General features: G+C 73.5%; 13 protein-coding genes and 1 pseudogene. 8 read left to right on the plus strand and 6 right to left on the minus strand.

Annotated features, from left to right (window positions below):
* The first annotated feature begins 26 nt into the window (after window positions 1-26).
* Window positions 27-878 (plus strand): GNAT family N-acetyltransferase, encoded by an 852-nt coding sequence (locus ACZ7LK_RS15380; protein WP_471141000.1) that lies wholly within the window; start codon window positions 27-29, stop codon window positions 876-878.
* 1 nt (window position 879) lies between these two features.
* Here the strand turns inward: ACZ7LK_RS15380 and ACZ7LK_RS15385 are convergent, their stop codons facing one another.
* Window positions 880-2820, minus strand: coding sequence for an ABC transporter ATP-binding protein (locus ACZ7LK_RS15385; protein ID WP_471141002.1), 1941 nt, complete (start codon window positions 2818-2820; stop codon window positions 880-882).
* Window positions 2821-2955: 135 nt separating this feature from the next.
* On the opposite strand from ACZ7LK_RS15385, the gene ACZ7LK_RS15390 reads away from it, so the two are divergent.
* From ACZ7LK_RS15390 to ACZ7LK_RS15410, 5 genes and pseudogenes are all read left to right on the plus strand, one after another.
* Window positions 2956-4710, plus strand: a complete 1755-nt coding sequence (locus tag ACZ7LK_RS15390; RefSeq protein ID WP_471141005.1) for a collagen-binding domain-containing protein — start codon at window positions 2956-2958, stop codon at window positions 4708-4710.
* Window positions 4711-5150: 440 nt separating this feature from the next.
* Window positions 5151-5720: pseudogene (locus tag ACZ7LK_RS15395) on the plus strand (nucleotidyltransferase family protein); the annotation flags it as partial.
* A complete protein-coding gene (locus ACZ7LK_RS15400) occupies window positions 5717-5971 on the plus strand; it encodes a hypothetical protein (RefSeq protein WP_392273634.1) in 255 nt (84 codons plus the stop codon). The pseudogene ACZ7LK_RS15395 and the gene ACZ7LK_RS15400, both read left to right, overlap by 4 nt.
* Window positions 5968-6756: a metallophosphoesterase family protein gene (locus ACZ7LK_RS15405; protein WP_392273633.1), complete on the plus strand. Its 789-nt coding sequence runs from the start codon at window positions 5968-5970 to the stop codon at window positions 6754-6756. The genes ACZ7LK_RS15400 and ACZ7LK_RS15405 overlap by 4 nt, the downstream gene beginning before the upstream one ends.
* Before the next feature lie 147 nt (window positions 6757-6903).
* The gene (locus ACZ7LK_RS15410; RefSeq protein WP_471141007.1) at window positions 6904-8562 is read left to right on the plus strand and encodes a catalase; all 1659 of its coding nucleotides are present in this window, start codon (window positions 6904-6906) and stop codon (window positions 8560-8562) included.
* 338 nt (window positions 8563-8900) lie between these two features.
* On the opposite strand, the gene ACZ7LK_RS15415 is transcribed toward ACZ7LK_RS15410, so the two are convergent.
* Entirely contained in the window at window positions 8901-9710 is an 810-nt protein-coding gene (locus ACZ7LK_RS15415) for an SDR family oxidoreductase (RefSeq protein WP_392273631.1), read from the minus strand.
* A gap of 149 nt (window positions 9711-9859) precedes the next feature.
* On the opposite strand from ACZ7LK_RS15415, the gene ACZ7LK_RS15420 reads away from it, so the two are divergent.
* Together ACZ7LK_RS15420 and ACZ7LK_RS15425 are read left to right on the plus strand one after the other, a co-directional pair.
* Window positions 9860-11098, plus strand: coding sequence for an FUSC family protein (locus tag ACZ7LK_RS15420; RefSeq protein WP_392273859.1), 1239 nt, complete (start codon window positions 9860-9862; stop codon window positions 11096-11098).
* 122 nt (window positions 11099-11220) lie between these two features.
* Complete coding sequence (locus ACZ7LK_RS15425) at window positions 11221-12414, plus strand: amidohydrolase (protein WP_469464385.1); 1194 nt, start codon at window positions 11221-11223, stop codon at window positions 12412-12414.
* Window positions 12415-12552: 138 nt separating this feature from the next.
* Here ACZ7LK_RS15425 and ACZ7LK_RS15430 read toward each other — a convergent pair whose 3' ends face one another.
* The 4 genes from ACZ7LK_RS15430 to ACZ7LK_RS15445 all read right to left on the minus strand — a co-directional run bounded on the left by ACZ7LK_RS15430 (window position 12553) and on the right by ACZ7LK_RS15445 (window position 16730).
* The gene (locus ACZ7LK_RS15430) at window positions 12553-14019 is read right to left on the minus strand and encodes an aminotransferase class I/II-fold pyridoxal phosphate-dependent enzyme (protein WP_471141011.1); all 1467 of its coding nucleotides are present in this window, start codon (window positions 14017-14019) and stop codon (window positions 12553-12555) included.
* 98 nt (window positions 14020-14117) lie between these two features.
* Window positions 14118-14426 carry a hypothetical protein gene (locus ACZ7LK_RS15435; protein WP_392273628.1) on the minus strand — a complete coding sequence of 103 codons (309 nt, stop codon included), beginning with the start codon at window positions 14424-14426 and terminating at the stop codon, window positions 14118-14120.
* A 7-nt stretch (window positions 14427-14433) separates the two neighbouring features.
* Window positions 14434-14847: an SRPBCC family protein gene (locus ACZ7LK_RS15440; protein WP_392273627.1), complete on the minus strand. Its 414-nt coding sequence runs from the start codon at window positions 14845-14847 to the stop codon at window positions 14434-14436.
* A 332-nt stretch (window positions 14848-15179) separates the two neighbouring features.
* Complete coding sequence (locus tag ACZ7LK_RS15445; protein ID WP_471141014.1) at window positions 15180-16730, minus strand: MFS transporter; 1551 nt, start codon at window positions 16728-16730, stop codon at window positions 15180-15182.
* Window positions 16731-16812: the final 82 nt, after the last annotated feature.

The following is a 16812-nucleotide window of genomic DNA, read 5'->3' on the forward strand; positions in this document are numbered from 1 at the left end:
CCGCAGGACGGCCGGGAGGAGATCCCTTGTCAGCGCTTCAGGTGTCGCGGGCGACGCTTCAGGACTGGTCCCTGGTACGGGAGTGGGCCGTGGCGGAGGGCTGGAACCCCGGCCTCGGGGACGCGGCGAGCTTCTTCGCGCAGGATCCGGACGGGTTCTTCCTGGGCCGGCTCGACGGCGAGCGGGAGCCGGTGTCGGCCGTCTCCGTGGTGAGGTACGACGACACGTACGCCTTCCTGGGCTTCTATCTGGTGCGCCCCAACCGGCGCGGCCTCGGGTACGGCCTGGCCACCTGGCGGGCGGCGCTGGAGCACGCGGGCGACCGCACGGTGGGCCTGGACGGGGTGCCCGCCCAGCAGGACAACTACCGCAGGTCGGGCTTCGTCCTGGAGCACCGCTCGGCGCGCTACGCGGGGCCGGTGACGGGGGGCGCTCCGGGGCCGGGGCGGGACGTGGTACCGGCCGCCGAGGTGGGGGCGGCCGCGATCGCCGCGTACGACGGCGGCTGCCACCCGGCGGCGCGGCCCAGGTTCCTGGAGCGGTGGCTCGACGCGCCCGGGCACCGTGCGCTGGCGCGGGTCGTGGACGGCCGGGTGACGGGGTACGGGGTGATCCGCCCGGCGCACGCGGAGGCCAGGGTGGGGCCGCTGTTCGCGGACTCGGCGCAGGACGCCGAGGTGCTGCTGGACGCGCTCGTGGCGGCCTCCGGGGCGGACCGGATCGCCGTCGACGTACCGGAGTCGAACGCGGCCGCGGTGCGGCTGGCCCAGGCGCGGGGCCTGGTGCCGACGTTCGCGACGGCGCGCATGTACACCGGGCCGGTGCGCCCGTTCGCCCGGGAGCGGGTGTTCGGCATCACCACCCTGGAACTGGGGTGACTCAGGCGCCCGGGCCGTACTGGTCGGCCTGGAGCAGGTACATGCGGCGGTAGCGGGAACCGGGCCGGTCCATCAGTTCCCGGTGGGAGCCCGACTCCACCAGCCTGCCCTCGTGCAGGACGTGGATGACGTCGGCGGACTGGATGCCGGCCATGCGATGGCTGACCAGGACGACGGTCCTGCCCTCGTCGGTGAGGGCACGGATGCGGCGGAAGGACTCGATCTCCGCCTCCGGGTCCAGGGCGGAGGTCGGCTCGTCGGCGATGACCAGGTTCGCCTCGCGGTAGCGGAAGCGGGCCTGGCCCACCGTCTGCCACTGGCCGCCCGAGAGCTCGGATCCGTGCCGGAACTGGCGGGCGAGGAGGGTGTCGTAGCCGCGCGGCAGGCCGGCGGCGAGCTTGTCGGCGCCGGAGTGGGCGGCGGCGCTCTCGACGAGGCCGTCGTGGGGCGCCCGGTCGGGCTGGCCGATGCGGATGTTGGTGCCCAGCGTGAAGGGCCAGCGCTGGAAGTCCTGGTCGAGTACGGCGACATGGCCGAAGACATCGAGCCGGTCGGCGTCGGCGAGGTCGGTGTCGCCCCACAGCACCCGGCCGTCGGCGGGCTGGTAGAGGCCGGAGAGGAGCTTGACGAGGGTGGACTTGCCGGACCCGTTGGCGCCGACGAGGGCGACGACCGATCCGGCGGCGATGGTCAGCGACACCCCGCGCAGGGCGGGTTCGTCCCGGTCGGGGTAGCGGAAGCCGACGTTCTCGAAGGTGATCTTCTCGGGGAAGTCGGGGACGGGCGTGCCGCCGGCGGGGATGGCCCGGGCCTCCGCCGCGGCCGTGAAGCGGTCCAGGTCCCGTACGTACAGGGACTCCTCGTGCAGCCCGTTGATGTGGGTGACCAGGGCGCCGAGGCTGGCGGAGCCGGTGCGGACGGCGAGGGCGGCGGTGCCCGCCATGGCGATGTCCATGCGGCCGGTGAGCAGCAGGACGCCGAGGGCGGCGTACGTGAGGAGGGCGGCGGCGCCGGAGAACGCGGCGGCGAGCAGCTCGGTGGCAGCGCGCCCGTCGGCCAGCCGGGTCTGTTCGGCCTCGGACGTCTCGGCCATGTCGTGGAACTTGTCCAGGAGGTAGCGGCCCACCTGGTGGACCCGGACCTCCTGGGCCGACTCCCGGCTGGTGATGAGGTTGTTGACCAGACGGGCGGCGCGTTCATGCTCGATCCAGTTCATACGGGATGCGTAGCGGCGCTGCGCCACGTGCATGGCCCCCCAGCCGCGCGGCACGGTGATGAGCACCAGCAGGGGCAGGAGCGCGGGGTGCAGCACGGTGAGGACGCCGGCGGCGGCGACGATGGTGAAGACGCCGTTGAGGGCGCCGACGCAGGCGCCGATCATGTTCCGCGCGGCCAGGGCGCCGAACTGGGCGGAGTCCAGCAGTTTGCGGAAGGCCCCGTCCTCGATGGCCTCCAGCTCCACGGCCGCCGCGCGGTGCAGGTACTTCTCGGTGGCGAGCCGTTCGACCTTGGGTTCCAGCCGGCCGGTGGCGGCGGTGGACAGGCTGGCGAACACCGCGTTCAGGACGGCGAGGACGGCGGCGGCGATCAGTGCGGGCAGGGCGGCCCGGAGGCGCTCGGGGGTGGTGCCGGTGGCGAACAGGGCGTGGAGCACCTGGTTGGTCAGGAGCAGGCCCCCCGCCTGGGCGAGGCCCTGGCCGGTCTCGGTGAGGCCGACGGTGAGCAGGGCACGGCGGTCGGACTCCCGGGCGAGGCGCAGGGTGCCGCCGATGAGACGGGGCAGGGCGCGGACGGCGGCGAGGGCCTTGAGGTCGAGCAGGGCGTACTCGTGGGTCACCCAGCCGAAGTCGTAGCGCAGGGCGCCGCCGAAGAGTTCGCGCTCGCTGCGGGACACCCGGGGCTCGGCCTCACCGGTTCGTCGGAACAGCTTCTTCGGACGCACGATCCCCACCCCCGGCCGCCGCGGCGCCATTGCCGTCGCTGCAACCGCTCCCCCACCGCCGACCGGGTGAAACGTCGCCGTGAGGGGTGGGCGCGTCGCGACCGGCGGGGATCGGATGATCCTATTTTCGACCTTATGCGAATGACTGGACTGGCCGTGATCCCGGCGGTGGTGTGCGGGCTCTGCGCGATGGCCCCGCCCGCCGCCGTGCCGACGGCGCGTGCCGGAGCGACGGCCGCCCTGGAGGCCCGGGGCGCCCGGCACGCCCCGGACGCCCGGCAGGTCCCACCACCGGCCGCCGAACCCCCGGCCCGGACCGGTGGTCCGTCCGCCGGGGCCGGTGGTTCGGGCGCCCCGGCCGGGAGTCCCCCGGCAGGGGCCGGCAGCCCCGCAGCGTCGGCCGGCGGTTCGCCGGACGGGGCCGGGGGTTCTGCCGCGCTCGCCGGGAGCCCGTCGGGCGGGGCCGGTGGGCGTGCGGCCGACGGGGTGGGCAACCCCATGGCCGGGAACCTCGGGTTCGGGGTGGTGACGCGGCGCGACGCGCTGCTGGCCGGCACCAAGGCCGAGACCGCCGTCGCGGTGGGCGGCGACCTGGCGTTCGGGTCGCGGTACTCCATCGTCCCCGGCCGCGCGGGCGGCTTCACCGCACCCGGCGACGCCCGGCCCACCGCGCTCCTGGTCGGCGCTGCCGTCGACTTCGCCGACAGCGCGGCGGACGGGGTCCTGCGGGTCACGGGCGACGCCTTTGTCAAGATCGGCGACCTGTCCGGCAGCGCCACCCGGGCCACCGGCATGGACGGCGCGCCGGTCAAGACCCGGCTGGTCGGGTCCGGCGCGGGGTACGGCACGACCCCGCGCGTGGAGCTGACCACCGCCCAGCCCGAGGCGTCGGTGGGGCCCGCGCGGGGCCTGGTCGACTTCGACGCGCTCTTCGCGGACCACCGGCGGCGCGCCGACGGCCTGGCCCGCTGCCCGGGCACGGTGGCGCTCCCCGCCCGGCTCACCCCCGGCGCCACGGTGCGGGTCCGGCTCGCCGCCGACCGCACGAACGTGCTCCGGCTGACCGGCGCGCAGCTCACCGCCGTACGGACCCTCGCGTTCGAGAACCGCCCCACGGCGGCGGCGCCACTGGTGATCGCCGTCGACACGACGGCCGACGGCGGCGAGCTGTCCTGGCGTACGCCACGGATGACCGGTGTCGGCACCGGGGACTCCCCGTACATCATGTGGGCCTTCGCCGACACGGCGGAACTGGCCCTTACGGCGGGCGACACCTTGCGGGGGTCGGTCTTCGCGCCCCGCGCGAAGCTGACGGACCGGAGCGCGGCCGACATCGAGGGCGACGTCGTCGTCCGGTCCCTGGAGGCCGGCCCCCGCGCGGGCGCGATCCGCGGTGCCCCGTTCGCGGCGGCTCCGTCGTGCGCCCACGCCCCGGCGGCTCCCGCCCGTGCTTCGTCCCTGCCGTCCACGTCGTCCCCGCCGTCCCCGGCCGCCGGTGCCGGGGGCGAGGCCGCGGTGACGGCCGCGGTCGACGCGCCCGAGGGCAGGGCCGCCACCGCGGCCGAAGAGGAAGCCGTCTCCGACGCGGAGCCGGGACCGGCCCCGGGGCGCGAGCCCGACCCCTCGCCCGGGACCGGGCCCGCGCCCGAGCCGGAGGCCCACCCGGAGACGGAAGCCGGACCGGAGACGGAAGCCGGACCGGAGACGGAAGCCGGACCGGAGGACGCGGAGGAACCCGTCGTGGAGGACGGCGAGTCGGCCGCCGGCATGGCCGAGACCGGCGCCGGACCGCGGCTGTGGCCGCTCGGTACCTGCGCCGCCCTGCTCGTCGTGGTCGGCACCGCCCTGACCAGGGCGTCCCGCCGCGGCCGCCGGGACGCCGGGGAGTGAACGCGCCCGGCGGACCCAGCCATAAAGGGAACGGCCCCGGGTACCCGAACCGCCTCCCGCAGGCCGACGAGGAGGGCTGAGCACCCGTGAGGAACCACTCGCAAGACGCCACCCAGCCCGGCGGGCCGCTTGGCCCCGCCGAACCGACCGAGCCGACGCCGACCGTGCCGGCCGGCTTGCGGCTGGCCGGGGGCAGAGCCGTGGAGGGCGACCCGAAGGGACCGCTCCCCGGCGCGCCCACCGACGGCGGGGCGCCGGCCGGTGCTCACGGCGGCCACGACGACTCCGGTACGCCCGGCGCCCCCGGCCCGCACGGCGGCACCGCGGGCGGCCCGGGCGGCACCGGCGGCCCGGCGGGTCACCCCGAGGGACGCGGCCCGGCGGGTCACCCCGAGGGACCCGGGGGGCCCGGCGGGCCCGGCGGGCCCGGCGGCACGCATCCCCCGGACCGTACGCAGGCCATCCTGGAGGCGACCAAGCAGGTGGCCGCGCTGCTGAAGGGCGCCGGGCACCCGTTCGCGCTGGCCGGGAGCGTGGCGGCGTACGCGCACGGGGTGCCGCAGAGCCTCCAGCACGACACGGACTTCGCCATCCTCCGCGAGGACGCCGAGGCGATCACCCGGGACCTGGAGGCCGCCGGCATCCCGGTGCGGGTGCCGCCGGAGGACTGGCTGATCAAGGCGCGGAGCCATGGCGAGGAGATCGACCTGATCTTCGAGCTGGCCCGGCACCCGGTGACCCATGACCTGCTGGACCGGGCCCACATCCTGCCGGTGGACTCGGTGCGGATGCCGGTGCTGGCGCCGACCGATCTGGTGGGCAGCCTGCTGGCGGCCTTCTCGGAGCACCACTGCGACTTCGGCGCGGTCCTGCCGATCGCCCGCACCCTGCGGGAGAAGATCGACTGGGACCTGCTGCGCCGGGAGAACGAAGGCTCACCGATGCCCGAGGCGTTCCTGTACCTGCTGGAGCGCCTGAACGTGATCGAACCACGGGAGGCAACGCCATGAGCGCCGCCGACACCGCCGAGTACCGCATCGCCCACCTGCGCGACCGGCTGGCGAGCGAGGACATCGCCGAACTGGGCATCCGGATCGAGCAGCGCGGGACCGGCGTGATGCTGTACGGCACCGTCGCCAGCGCCGACTGCCGGGCCGAGATCCTGCGCATCGCCCAGGAGGAACTGGCGGGGCTCCCGCTGCGCGAGGACCTGGTCGTCGTCTGCGCGGACGCCCCCGACCACCCCGAGGAGCTGACGTGATCCGAGTAGCAGCGGTCGGTGACATCCATCTGGGCCCGGGCAGCGCGGGCACCTTGCGGCCCGCCTTCGAGACCCTCCACGAGCAGGCGGACCTGCTGCTGCTCGCCGGTGACCTGACCCGGCACGGCACGGCCGAGGAGGGCGAGATCGTGGCCGGTGAGGTGGCCGGCCTCGGCGTGCCCGTGGTGGCCGTCCTGGGCAACCACGACTACCAGAGCGACCAGGAGGCCGAGGTGTCGGCCGCGCTCGACCGGGCCGGAGTGACCGTGCTGGAGGGCGAGGGCACGGTGCTGAACATCGGCGGCGTCCGGGTGGGCGTCGCCGGCACGAAGGGGTTCGGCGGCGGTTTCGCGGGGCGCAGCGGGGGTGAGTTCGGCGAGCCGGAGATGAAGGACTTCATCCGCTACACCCGCCGCTGCGCGGAGGGGCTGCGCGGGTCGCTGTCCATGCTGGGCGACGCGGACTGCGCCGTACGGATCGCGCTGACGCACTACGCGCCCGTGCCGGACACGCTGGCGGGCGAGCCCCTGGAGATCTATCCGTTCCTGGGCAGCTACCTGCTGGCGGAGGCGGTCGACGAGGGCGGCGCCGATCTCGCGGTGCACGGCCACGCGCACATGGGCACCGAGCACGGGATGACCAGCGGGGGCGTACGGGTGCGCAATGTCGCCCAGCCGGTGATCGGCCGGGCCTTCGCCGTCTACCACCTGGCCGTGCACGCCGGCGGCGCGGCGGTGGGCGACGGCGGGGTGGCCGCCGGGGCCGGCAGGGTGGCGGCCCACTAGGGAGTGTCCGGACAGTCACGCCCCGGCGGTCCGGTGGACGGCCGGGGCGCTTGGGCATCCCCGCGAGGCGCGTAACGGGGCATACTGCGACACATAGGGACGAAGTAGGACATACACCAGCAAGACACAGCAGAGGAGTCGAGGATCGTGACGGACGTTTCGAGCCAGGGTCCCGCACCCGGCGACGACCGGAAGGTACTCACCAACCGGCAGGGCCACCCTGTCTACGACAACCAGAACCAGCGCACGGTCGGGGCCCGGGGCCCGGCGACGCTGGAGAACTACCAGTTCCTGGAGAAGATCAGCCACTTCGACCGGGAGCGCATCCCCGAGCGGGTCGTCCACGCCCGCGGGGTGACGGCCTACGGCTACTTCGAGGCGTACGGGGCGTGGGGCGACGAACCGATCAGCCGCTACACCCGTGCCAAGCTCTTCCAGAAGCGCGGCAAGCGCACCGACCTGGCCGTGCGGTTCTCCACGGTGATCGGCGGGCGTGACTCCTCCGAGGCGGCGCGCGACCCGCGCGGGTTCGCGGTGAAGTTCTACACCGAGGACGGCAACTGGGACCTCGTCGGGAACAACCTGGGCGTGTTCTTCATCCGGGACGCGATCAAGTTCCCCGACGTGATCCACGCGCTCAAGCCGAACCCGGTCACCTTCGAGCAGCAGCCGCGCCGGATCTTCGACTTCATGTCGCAGACCCCCGAGGCGATGCACATGCTGGTCAACCTGTTCAGCCCGCGCGGCATCCCGGCCGACTACCGCCACATGCAGGGCTTCGGCGTCAACACGTACAAGTGGGTGAACGCCCAGGGCGAGACCAAGCTGGTCAAGTACCACTGGATGCCCAAGCAGGGCGTGCGGAGCATGACCGAGGAGGACGCGGCGAACGTGCAGGCCCAGGGTCTGGGCCACGCCACCAAGGATCTGTACGAGGCGGTCGCGCGCGGCGACCACCCCGAGTGGGAACTGCTGGTCCAGATGATGGACGACCACGACCACCCGGAGCTGGACTTCGATCCGCTGGACGACACCAAGACCTGGCCGGAGCAGGACTTCCCGCCCAAGCCGGTCGGCAGGATGGTGCTCGACCGGATGCCGGAGAACTTCTTCGCCGAGAACGAGCAGATCTCCTTCGGCACCGGCGTGCTGGTGGACGGCCTGGACTTCTCGGACGACAAGATGCTGGTGGGCCGGACCTTCTCGTACAGCGACACCCAGCGCTACCGGGTCGGGCCGAACTACCTCCAGCTCCCGGTCAACCAGGCGAAGAACGCGGACGTGCGGACCAACCAGCGCGACGGGTTCATGACGTACCACCAGGACGGCCACGGCGAGAACCCGGACGTCAACTACGAGCCGTCGATCCGGGGCGGGCTGCGCGAGGGCGAGTACCCCACGCACGACGAGCAGGGCCCGGAGATCCGGGGCAGGCTCACCCGCAAGCGGATCCCCCGCACCAACGACTACCTCCAGGCCGGCCAGCGCTACCTCCTGATGGAGCAGTGGGAGCGGGACGACCTGGTGCACAACTTCGTCCACCTGCTCGGGCAGTGCGACCGGCCGGTGCAGGAGCGCATGGTCTGGCACTTCCTGCTGGTCGAGAACGACCTGGGCCTGCGCGTCGGCGAGGGTCTGGGCATCAGCCCGCGGGACGTGGCCCACCTCGAACCCCTGGCGAGCCAGGACCTCACCGAGGAGGACCGCAAGCGGCTGGCCAACCTCGGGGAGAACCCGCCCCGGGACGTCGAGGGGCTGACGATGACGCACTGCGTGCCCGACGAGCGGCACGTCGTGACGCGCTGAGGCCGTCGCGCGAGGACGCACGCGGGAAGGCCCCCGCCCGGCCGGGCGGGGGCCTTCCCGCGTCTCTTCTTGGGGCTCGGTTCGCCTCCGGGGCGCTTCAGCCAGTGTCGACGGTCGATCGTGCTCGACCGCTTTTCCGGGGCTCGGTTCGCCTCCGGGGCGCTTCAGCCAGTGTCGACGGTCGATCGTGCTCGACCGCTTTTCCGGGGCTCGGTTCGCCTCCGGGGCGCCTCAGCCGGTGTCGACGGTCGATCGTGCTCGACCCCTCGTTCCTCGGGGCCTCCGCGCGTTCTCCCTTTCGACACCGTCGCGCCCCTTCGGCTCACTCGCGCGCCCGTTCAGGGGCGGCGCCAGGCGTCGCTCTCCAGGTGGGAGCCGGCCTGCGGACCCATGCGGAGCATGCCGCCGTCCACCACCCACGAGGCGCCCGTGACGTACGAGGCCTCCTCCCCCGCCAGGAACGCGATGACGGACGCGACCTCACGGGCGTCGCCCGGCCGTCCCAGCGGCACGCCCGGCCGGGACTGCTTGCGCACGTCCTCGTCTTCCTGGCCGGTCATCGGGGTGGCGATCTCACCGGGTGCGACGGCGTTCACGGTGATGCCGTACTCGGCCAGCTCCAGCGCCATGACCTGGGTGAGCAGCCCGAGCCCGCCCTTGGCCGCGCAGTAGGGCGCCGCCCCGACGCGGGGCTGGTGCTCGTGCACGGACGTCACGTTGACGATCCGCCCGCCGTCGCCCTGCTCGATCATGCGGCGGGCGGCGATCTGGGAGCAGAGGAACGGCCCGACGAGGTCGACGTCCAGCACGTCCCGGACGGTGTCGTACGACAGGTCCAGGAAGGGCGTGGCGGTGCCGGTGCCGGCGTTGTTCACCAGGACGTCGATGCGGCCCAGTTCGCCGGCAAGGTCGTCGACGACGCCCGCGGCGTCCGGCAGCCGGGTCAGATCGAGGTGGGCGACGGCCGCGCGGCGGCCGTGGCCGCGGACCTCCTCGGCGGTGCGCCGGGCGCCCTCCTCGTCGGTGTGCCACGTGATGCCGACGTCCATGCCCCGTTCGGCGAGCCGGACCGCGGTGGCGCGGCCGATGCCGGAGTCGGAGCCGGTGACGACGGCGACGGGGGTACCCCGGTCCACGGGCGGGTTCATCGTGCCTCCTCGGCGGACGGATCGGCCGTCCGGTCGGAACGTCATCGGGGACTTTGGCGGTACCACGTGACGGGTGAGGCAAAACGGCGTACGAGGGGTTCCTGGGACTGAAGTGTGCTGAGTGGCTCATGATCGGGCACGTGAAGGGGATGCCCGACGTATCAGCACCCGTGATCAAACTGGTGCGGCGGACCACCGAACCCGTCGCGGCGCAGACGCTGCGCTCCACGGCCGCCGCCGTCATCTCCTTCGTCGTCGCCCTGATGGTCCTGCCCGCACAACCCGCCCCGCTGACCGCCCCCCTGACCGCCCTGCTGGTGGTGCAGGTGACGCTGTACGCGACGCTCACCACCGGGATCCGGCGTGTCAACTCGGTGGTGGTCGGCGTCCTCATCGCCATCGGCTTCACCGCCCTGGTGGGGCTGACGTGGTGGAGTCTCGGTCTGACGATCTTCACCTCGCTGATCATCGGCCGCTACGTACGGGTGGACGAGTTCGTCCCCGAGGTGGCGATCAGCGCCATGCTGGTCCTGGGCGTCTCGCAGGCGGCGTCGGCCGCGTGGCACCGGGTGCTGGAGACACTGATCGGTGCCGGAGTGGGGCTGCTGTTCAACCTGCTGTTCGCTCCGCCGGTGTGGACCCAGTCGGCGGGGGCGTCGATCGACGGGCTGGCGCGCGGGATGGGCCGGATGTTCCGCAGCATGGGCGCCGAGATCGCCGAGGGCCACATCCCGTTCCCGCACGCGGCCGCCCGGCTGCACGAGGCGCGGCGGCTGGACCATGACATCGTCGAGGTCGACGCCTCGCTGCGGCAGGCCGAGGAGAGCCTCCGGATGAACCCGCGCGTGCGGGAGGGCCTGCTGTCCCGCGTGGTGCTGCGGACGGGGCTGGACACCCTGGAGATCTGCGCGGTGGTGCTCCGGGTGCTGACCCGGAGCATGACCGATCTGGCCAAGTTCCGTACGGAGGAGTCGCTGTTCCCCGACGACGTCTCGGCCGGGCTCAAGGAGCTCTTCGACCAGATGGCCGACGCCATCGAGAGCTTCGCGCTGCTGATCACCACCCAGGTGGCCGCCAACGCGGAGGAGGCGGAGGAGCGGCTGACCGCCGCGCTGGCCGCGAGCCGCGCCACCCGCGACCGGGTGGCCGACATGCTGCTGGAGGACGTGCAGGAGCACCCCCGGCAGTGGCAGCTCCACGGCGCGCTGCTCGCCGAGATCGACCGGATCCTCGACGAGCTGGACCTCGACAAGCGCAGCGAACGCCTGATGCAGGAGCTGGACCGCCGCTCGGCGGAGCTCAGCGAGCGCCACCCCCGGCTGGCGGAGCTGCGCCGCCGGCTGCGCGGCGAGGGCGGTACCGAGCGGCGGCCGGGCGTGGAGGCCTGAGCCCCGGTACCCGGTACCGCCTGCAACCGGACGCCTTCACCCGGTACGTCTTCCGTACGCATCGGCTGTCGGGGGCGTGGAACACGTGCCAGTGTCCCGTCCACCGACGAAGGAGGCCCACGTTGTCGGAGAGCCCGGAGCCCGTGTACGACCGGATCAGGGAGGAGGTCGCCGCGCGGGCGGAGCGGCTGTGGGAGGTGAGCCTCGCGCTGCACCGCGCGCCGGAGACGGCGTTCGAGGAGCGGGAGGCGGCGCGGCTGCTGAGCGGCGAGCTGGAGCGGGAGGGATTCGCGGTGGAGCGGGGTGTGGCGGGCCTGCCGACCGCGTTCACCGGCCGGACCGGCAGCGGCGACGGGTCGTGCGTGGCGCTGCTGATGGAGTACGACGCGCTGCCGCTGATCGGGCACGCGTGCGGGCACAACCTGATCGCGGCGGCCGGTCTCGGCGCGGCGCTCGCGGTGCGGGGGGCGCTCGGCGAGGTGCCGGGCTCCCTGCTGGCGGTCGGCACCCCCGCGGAGGAGCGCGGCGGCGGCAAGGTCGTGGAGGTGGAGGCGGGGCTGTTCGACGGGGTCGACGCGGCGCTGATGTTCCACCCGGGCGTCTACGGCTGGGCGCGGGCCCCGCTGACGGCCAGCGCGCAGATCCGGGTGGCGTTCCACGGGCGGGCCGCGCACCCGACGGGCAACCCGACGGAGGGCGTCGACGCGCTCGGCGCGCTGATCCAGCTCTTCAACACCTTGGGCGTCCTGGACCGGCGGCTGCCGGCCGGGTCGCACGTGCAGGGCATCATCACGGAGGGCGGACGGGCCACCAATATCGTCCCGGACTACGCGGAGGGCCTGTTCGGGCTGCGCGGGGGCACCACGGCCGCGCTGGAGGACCTGGTGGAGGAGCTGCGCTCGTGCGCCCAGGGGGTGGCGCTCGCCACGCGCACCCGCGTGGAGGTGACGGGCGTGGGCGGGCGGTACGAGCACTTCCGCGACAACGACGTGCTGTCCGGGCTGTTCGCCCACCATCTCGACCGGGCGGGGATCACCCTGTCGGAGCCGCTCCCGGGGGTGTACCTGGGGTCGTCCGACATCGGCAACGTGAGCACCAGGGTGCCGGCGATCCACCCGTTCGTCGCGATCATGGGCCCGGAGGCGTCCGACCACACCCCCGAGTTCGCCGAGGCCGCGGCGGGCCCGCGCGGACGGCAGGTGATGCTGGCCGCGGCGGAGGCCCTGGCCTGCACGGCGGCCGACGTCCTGCTGCGCACCGATGTCCCCGAACGCGCCTGGACCTCCCACCGGGAGAAGGCCGCGGCCGGCCTCTGACCCCGATGCGTCCCCCGAGCCGGGGCCGTACCGCCGGTACGGCCCCGGTCGCGTGCCCGGGGGCAGCGGGGCAGCGGGGCCCTGGTGCGCGCCGGGGAAGGGGGCGGGGGCAGCGGGGGCGGGGCGCGCCGGGGCCGGTCAGTCCTCGGTGCTGACCCGTACCGTCTTGACCTCCGTGTCGGCGGCGTCCGGGACGACCATGCCGGCCTCCACGCCGCTGCGGAGGTAGTGCAGGACCTCGGAGGTGAGCTTCTCGCCGGGGAGCGCGGCGGGGATGCCGGGCGGGTAGGGCGTGAGCATCTCGGCGCTGACGCGGCCGGCCGCCTTGTCCCACGGCACCTGCTCGACCCGGCCGAAGAACGCGTCGCGCGGCAGCATGACCTGCTCCAGCCGCAGGGCGGCGGGGTCGGGGACCTCCACCCGGCGGGCCGGGCGCAGCTCGTCCGCGTGGGCGGCGACGTCGCGGAAGGCGGTCAGCAGGGCGTGGGCGCTGCGTTCGTCGTCGGCGTGGGTGAGCTGGGCGCTGGTGCGGCGGTGGTCGGACAGGTGCAGGTTGATGTGGTGGTGCTCGCGGATCCAGTCGGCGATGCGGTACCCGGTGGTGCCGAGTCCGGTGATGTCCACGATGACCTGGAGCGGGTCCAGGTCGGCGGCGCGGCCGGGCCCGCAGAAGTCGTCGCGTCCGTGCACCCGCATGCCGTCGATCTCGGCGATCCGCGCCCGTACCGTCTTGGCCAGGGCGAGCGCGTCGTCGTAGAGGGCGTGGCCGTGCTGGACCATCTGGCGGCGCCAGCCGTCGAGGGCGGCGTACACGAGGACGGAGGGGCTGGTGGTGCCGAGGAGGTCCTCGCGGTTCTTGAGGACCTCCGGTTCGATCAGGTCGCCCTGGAGGTGGAAGACCGAGCTCTGCTCCAGGCCGGAGCCCATCTTGTGCACCGAGGTCACGCAGACGTCGGCCCCCGCGTCCATGGCCCAGGTGGGCAGGTCGGGGTGGAACGGCAGGTGCGCGCCCCACGCCTCGTCGACGATGAGCGGTACGCCGTGCTCGTGGCACGCCTCGGCGATGGCGGGCAGGTCGGAGCAGGTGCCGTACGGGGTCGGGGTCGTCACCAGGGCGCCCCGGGCGTCGGGGTGTTCGGCGAGGGCGGCGCGGAAGGCGTCGGCCGACGGGGGGTGGGCCAGGTGGCGTTCGGCGTCCCACTGGGGGTCCACCCAGATCGGCACGATCCCGGCCAGCACGAGCCCGGACACGACCGCCTTGTGCGCGTCCCGCCCGACCAGCAGCTTCTCGTGCGGCCCGGCGACGGACAGCATGGCCGCCTTGATCGACAGGGAGCTGCCGCAGGTGGAGAAGAAGGTGTGCTCGGCCCCGACCGCGTCGGCCATCAGCTCCTGGGCCCTGGCGATGACGCCGTGGGAGGAGGTCCGGTCGTCCAGCCCGCTGGTGGCCAGCACGTCCGACCGGAAGACGGCGTCACCGAGGACGGCCCGTACACGGGGGTCGGCGCCGCGGCCCTGCTTGTGGCCGGGCGGGGTGAAGGGCGTCTGGTTCTCGGAGTGGTACGCGGCGAGCGCGTCGAGCACGGGTGCCTGTGAGTGGTCCATGGCACCCCAGTGCCCCGCGAAACGGGACAAAAACGAGCCCGGCCCCGGGGTGGCTGGGCGGCCCCGGGGTGGCTGGGCGGCCCCGGCCGTGTCCGGGATCACGGCCGGGGGTCGACGCGCTGCCAGCGGGGCCGGGCGTCGGCGCCCCGGCGGCCGGCGACGGAGGCGCAGCGCGGGCAGACGCGCCGGACGCGGTCGGCGGCACCGCCGGACTCGGGCAGCGCGTCCTGCCACGGGACGTGCGGGAAGCGGCCGAGCCGGGATCTGCTGAGGGAGAGTCCGCAGACGGTCTGGTTCATGCCGGGTCGCCAGGCGTGGACCTCCCCGGCCGGGAGCCGCCGGCGGCCCTCGTCCTCGTCTGTCCACTGCCCGGAGGCGGCGACCGCGTACCGCTGCGCCGAGGCCATGGGCCGGTCAGCCCGCGGCGTTGTCGACGCGCAGACGGACCTGGTCCTCCAGGCGCTGGAGGCTGTGGTCGAGGGCGTCGTGCACGGGGGCCTCACCGGGGTCGTGGCTCTCGTCGAAGAACGACAGGTGCACCGTGACCTCGCTGGCCCCGCTGCCGATGCCGGCGACCTGGAGCCATCCCGCGTAGGACCCCTGTTCCCTGGTGCCCCATTCGAGGCGCATCTGGTCCTTCTCGGCGCGCAGCAGCGCCGAGGTGTCCTCGTCGGTGCGGTCCTCGTGCACGGTGACGGCGGGCAGCCCTTCCGGGCGCACGTGCAGGGCCTCCGGCAGCCAGTTGTCGAGCTGGTCGATGTTCGCGGCCTGGTCGAAGACGTGTTCGGGCAGCGCCGGCATGGTACGGGAACGCTCGTACTCGGTCATCGCTCTACCGTTCCTTGTCCGTCGGGGTCCGTCGGGTCCGTCAGGTCCTTCGGGGCCGTCAGGTCCTTCGGGGCCGTCCGCTCCGGTCCACCGGGAGGACGAGTGCCCGGGCCGGCGGATTCGAAGCCGGGCGGGAACGGGAAAGCCCCGGCTGGACGGGGGAACCAGCCGGGGCAGTGTGTGGGGGTCGTGAAGGCGTCTTCACAACCCGACTGAATGAACGATAAACCATTGAGCGGCGTTCGATCCAATCGGCCGCCGTGCGATGCGACGCGAGGCGACCGGCGCCCCGCGGCGGCCGGACCGGAGGCCCGGAGACCGGCTGCCGCGGCTCAGGTCGCCGTGGAAGCGGTCGCCGCTTCGCCCGGCCCGACCGGAGTGCCGGACGCGGCGGCCGCCTCCGCGGACAGCGGGGTCGCGATGTCCTCCAGCGACTTCTGCTCGGCCGCCACCGCGAAGAACAGCGCCACCAGTCCGCCCAGCACCATCAGCGTGGCGCCGATGCAGAACGCGAGCACCGTGTCGGCCACCACACCGCTCTCCGTGAGCTTGGCGAAGATAAGCGGCCCGGAGATGCCACCGGCGGCCGTGCCCACGGCATAGAAGAACGCGATGGCCATGGCGCGGGTCTCCATCGGGAAGATCTCGCTCACCGTCAGGTAGGCGGAACTCGCCCCGGCGGAGGCGAAGAACAGGACCACGCACCAACTGAGGGTCATGGTCAGGGCCGTCAGCCAGCCGTGGGAGAACATCCAGGCCGTGACGAACAGCAGCGCCCCGGACAGCAGGTACGTGCCGGCGATCATCGGACGCCGGCCCCAGGTGTCGAACAGGTGGCCGAGCAGCAGCGGGCCGAGGAAGTTGCCGAAGGCGATGACCGCGAAGAAGTAGCCGGTCGAGCCGGTACCGACGTCGAAGAACGTCACCAGGATCGATCCGAACCCGAAGGTGATGGCGTTGTAGAGGAAGGCCTGGCCGATGAACAGGGCCAGGCCCAGCACCGCCCGCCGGGGATAGGCGCGGCAGAGCGTACGGGCGATCTCGACGAAGCCGACGCTGTGCCGCTGCTTGATGGTGATCGCCCCGGCCGGCTCGGGCAGCGGCCGGCCCGTCTCCGCCTCCACCTCGCGCTCGATGTCCGCCACCAGGCGCTCGGCCCCCTCCTCACGGCCGTGGATGAACATCCAGCGGGGGCTCTCGGGCACATGACGGCGGACGAGCAGGATGACCAGGCCCAGGACGACGCCCAGACCGAAGGAGATCCGCCAGCCCAGGTCCTTGGGGAGGATGTCGGTGTCGAGGGCGACGACCGACAGCAGGGCGCCACCCATGGCCCCGAGCCAGAAGCTGCCGTTGATGATCAGGTCCACCCGGCCGCGGTACTTGCTCGGGATCAGCTCGTCGATGGCGGAGTTGATGGCGGCGTATTCGCCGCCGATGCCGAAGCCGGTCAGGAAGCGGAAGACGAAGAACCACCACGAGGAGAAGGACAGCGCCGTCAGCGCGGTCGCCGCGAGGTAGACCGCCAGGGTGATGAGGAACAGCTTCTTGCGGCCGAAGCGGTCCGTGAGCCAGCCGAAGAACAACGCTCCCGCGCACGCCCCGGCGACATACAACGCGGCGGCGATGCCGGTGACCTGGGCGCTGCTGATGGCGAGTCCGCTGCCCTCCTCGGAGAGCCGGCCGGCCATGCTGCCGACGATGGTGACCTCGAGACCGTCGAGGATCCAGACGGTGCCGAGCCCGATGACGACCATCCAGTGCCAGCGCGACCACGGCAATCTGTCCAGTCGCGCCGGCACCTGGGTCGTCACGGTTCCGGTCCCGGTTCGGGTCCCGGTCCCGGACCCGGTGGACGCTTTCCCGAGCTCCGGCTCAGTCATGGATCACCTCCGAGGCGTGAACAGGGCGGGCGGGTACCCCACGCTCGATCCGGTGAAACGGGGCCGGTCCGTGGTACCCGCC

Source organism: Streptomyces sp. NPDC039423 (assembly GCF_055598725.1).

Bases quoted from the DNA above. Each gene is read 5' to 3' on its own strand.
- ACZ7LK_RS15390 (WP_471141005.1), top strand. From the start codon at position 2,956: ATGCGAATGACTGGACTGGCCGTGATCCCGGCGGTGGTGTGCGGGCTC.
- ACZ7LK_RS15400 (WP_392273634.1), top strand. From the start codon at position 5,717: ATGAGCGCCGCCGACACCGCCGAGTACCGCATCGCCCACCTGCGCGAC.
- ACZ7LK_RS15415 (WP_392273631.1), bottom strand. From the start codon at position 9,710: ATGAACCCGCCCGTGGACCGGGGTACCCCCGTCGCCGTCGTCACCGGC.
- ACZ7LK_RS15420 (WP_392273859.1), top strand. From the start codon at position 9,860: ATGCCCGACGTATCAGCACCCGTGATCAAACTGGTGCGGCGGACCACC.
- ACZ7LK_RS15430 (WP_471141011.1), bottom strand. From the start codon at position 14,019: ATGGACCACTCACAGGCACCCGTGCTCGACGCGCTCGCCGCGTACCAC.
- ACZ7LK_RS15435 (WP_392273628.1), bottom strand. From the start codon at position 14,426: ATGGCCTCGGCGCAGCGGTACGCGGTCGCCGCCTCCGGGCAGTGGACA.
- ACZ7LK_RS15440 (WP_392273627.1), bottom strand. From the start codon at position 14,847: ATGACCGAGTACGAGCGTTCCCGTACCATGCCGGCGCTGCCCGAACAC.
- ACZ7LK_RS15445 (WP_471141014.1), bottom strand. From the start codon at position 16,730: ATGACTGAGCCGGAGCTCGGGAAAGCGTCCACCGGGTCCGGGACCGGG.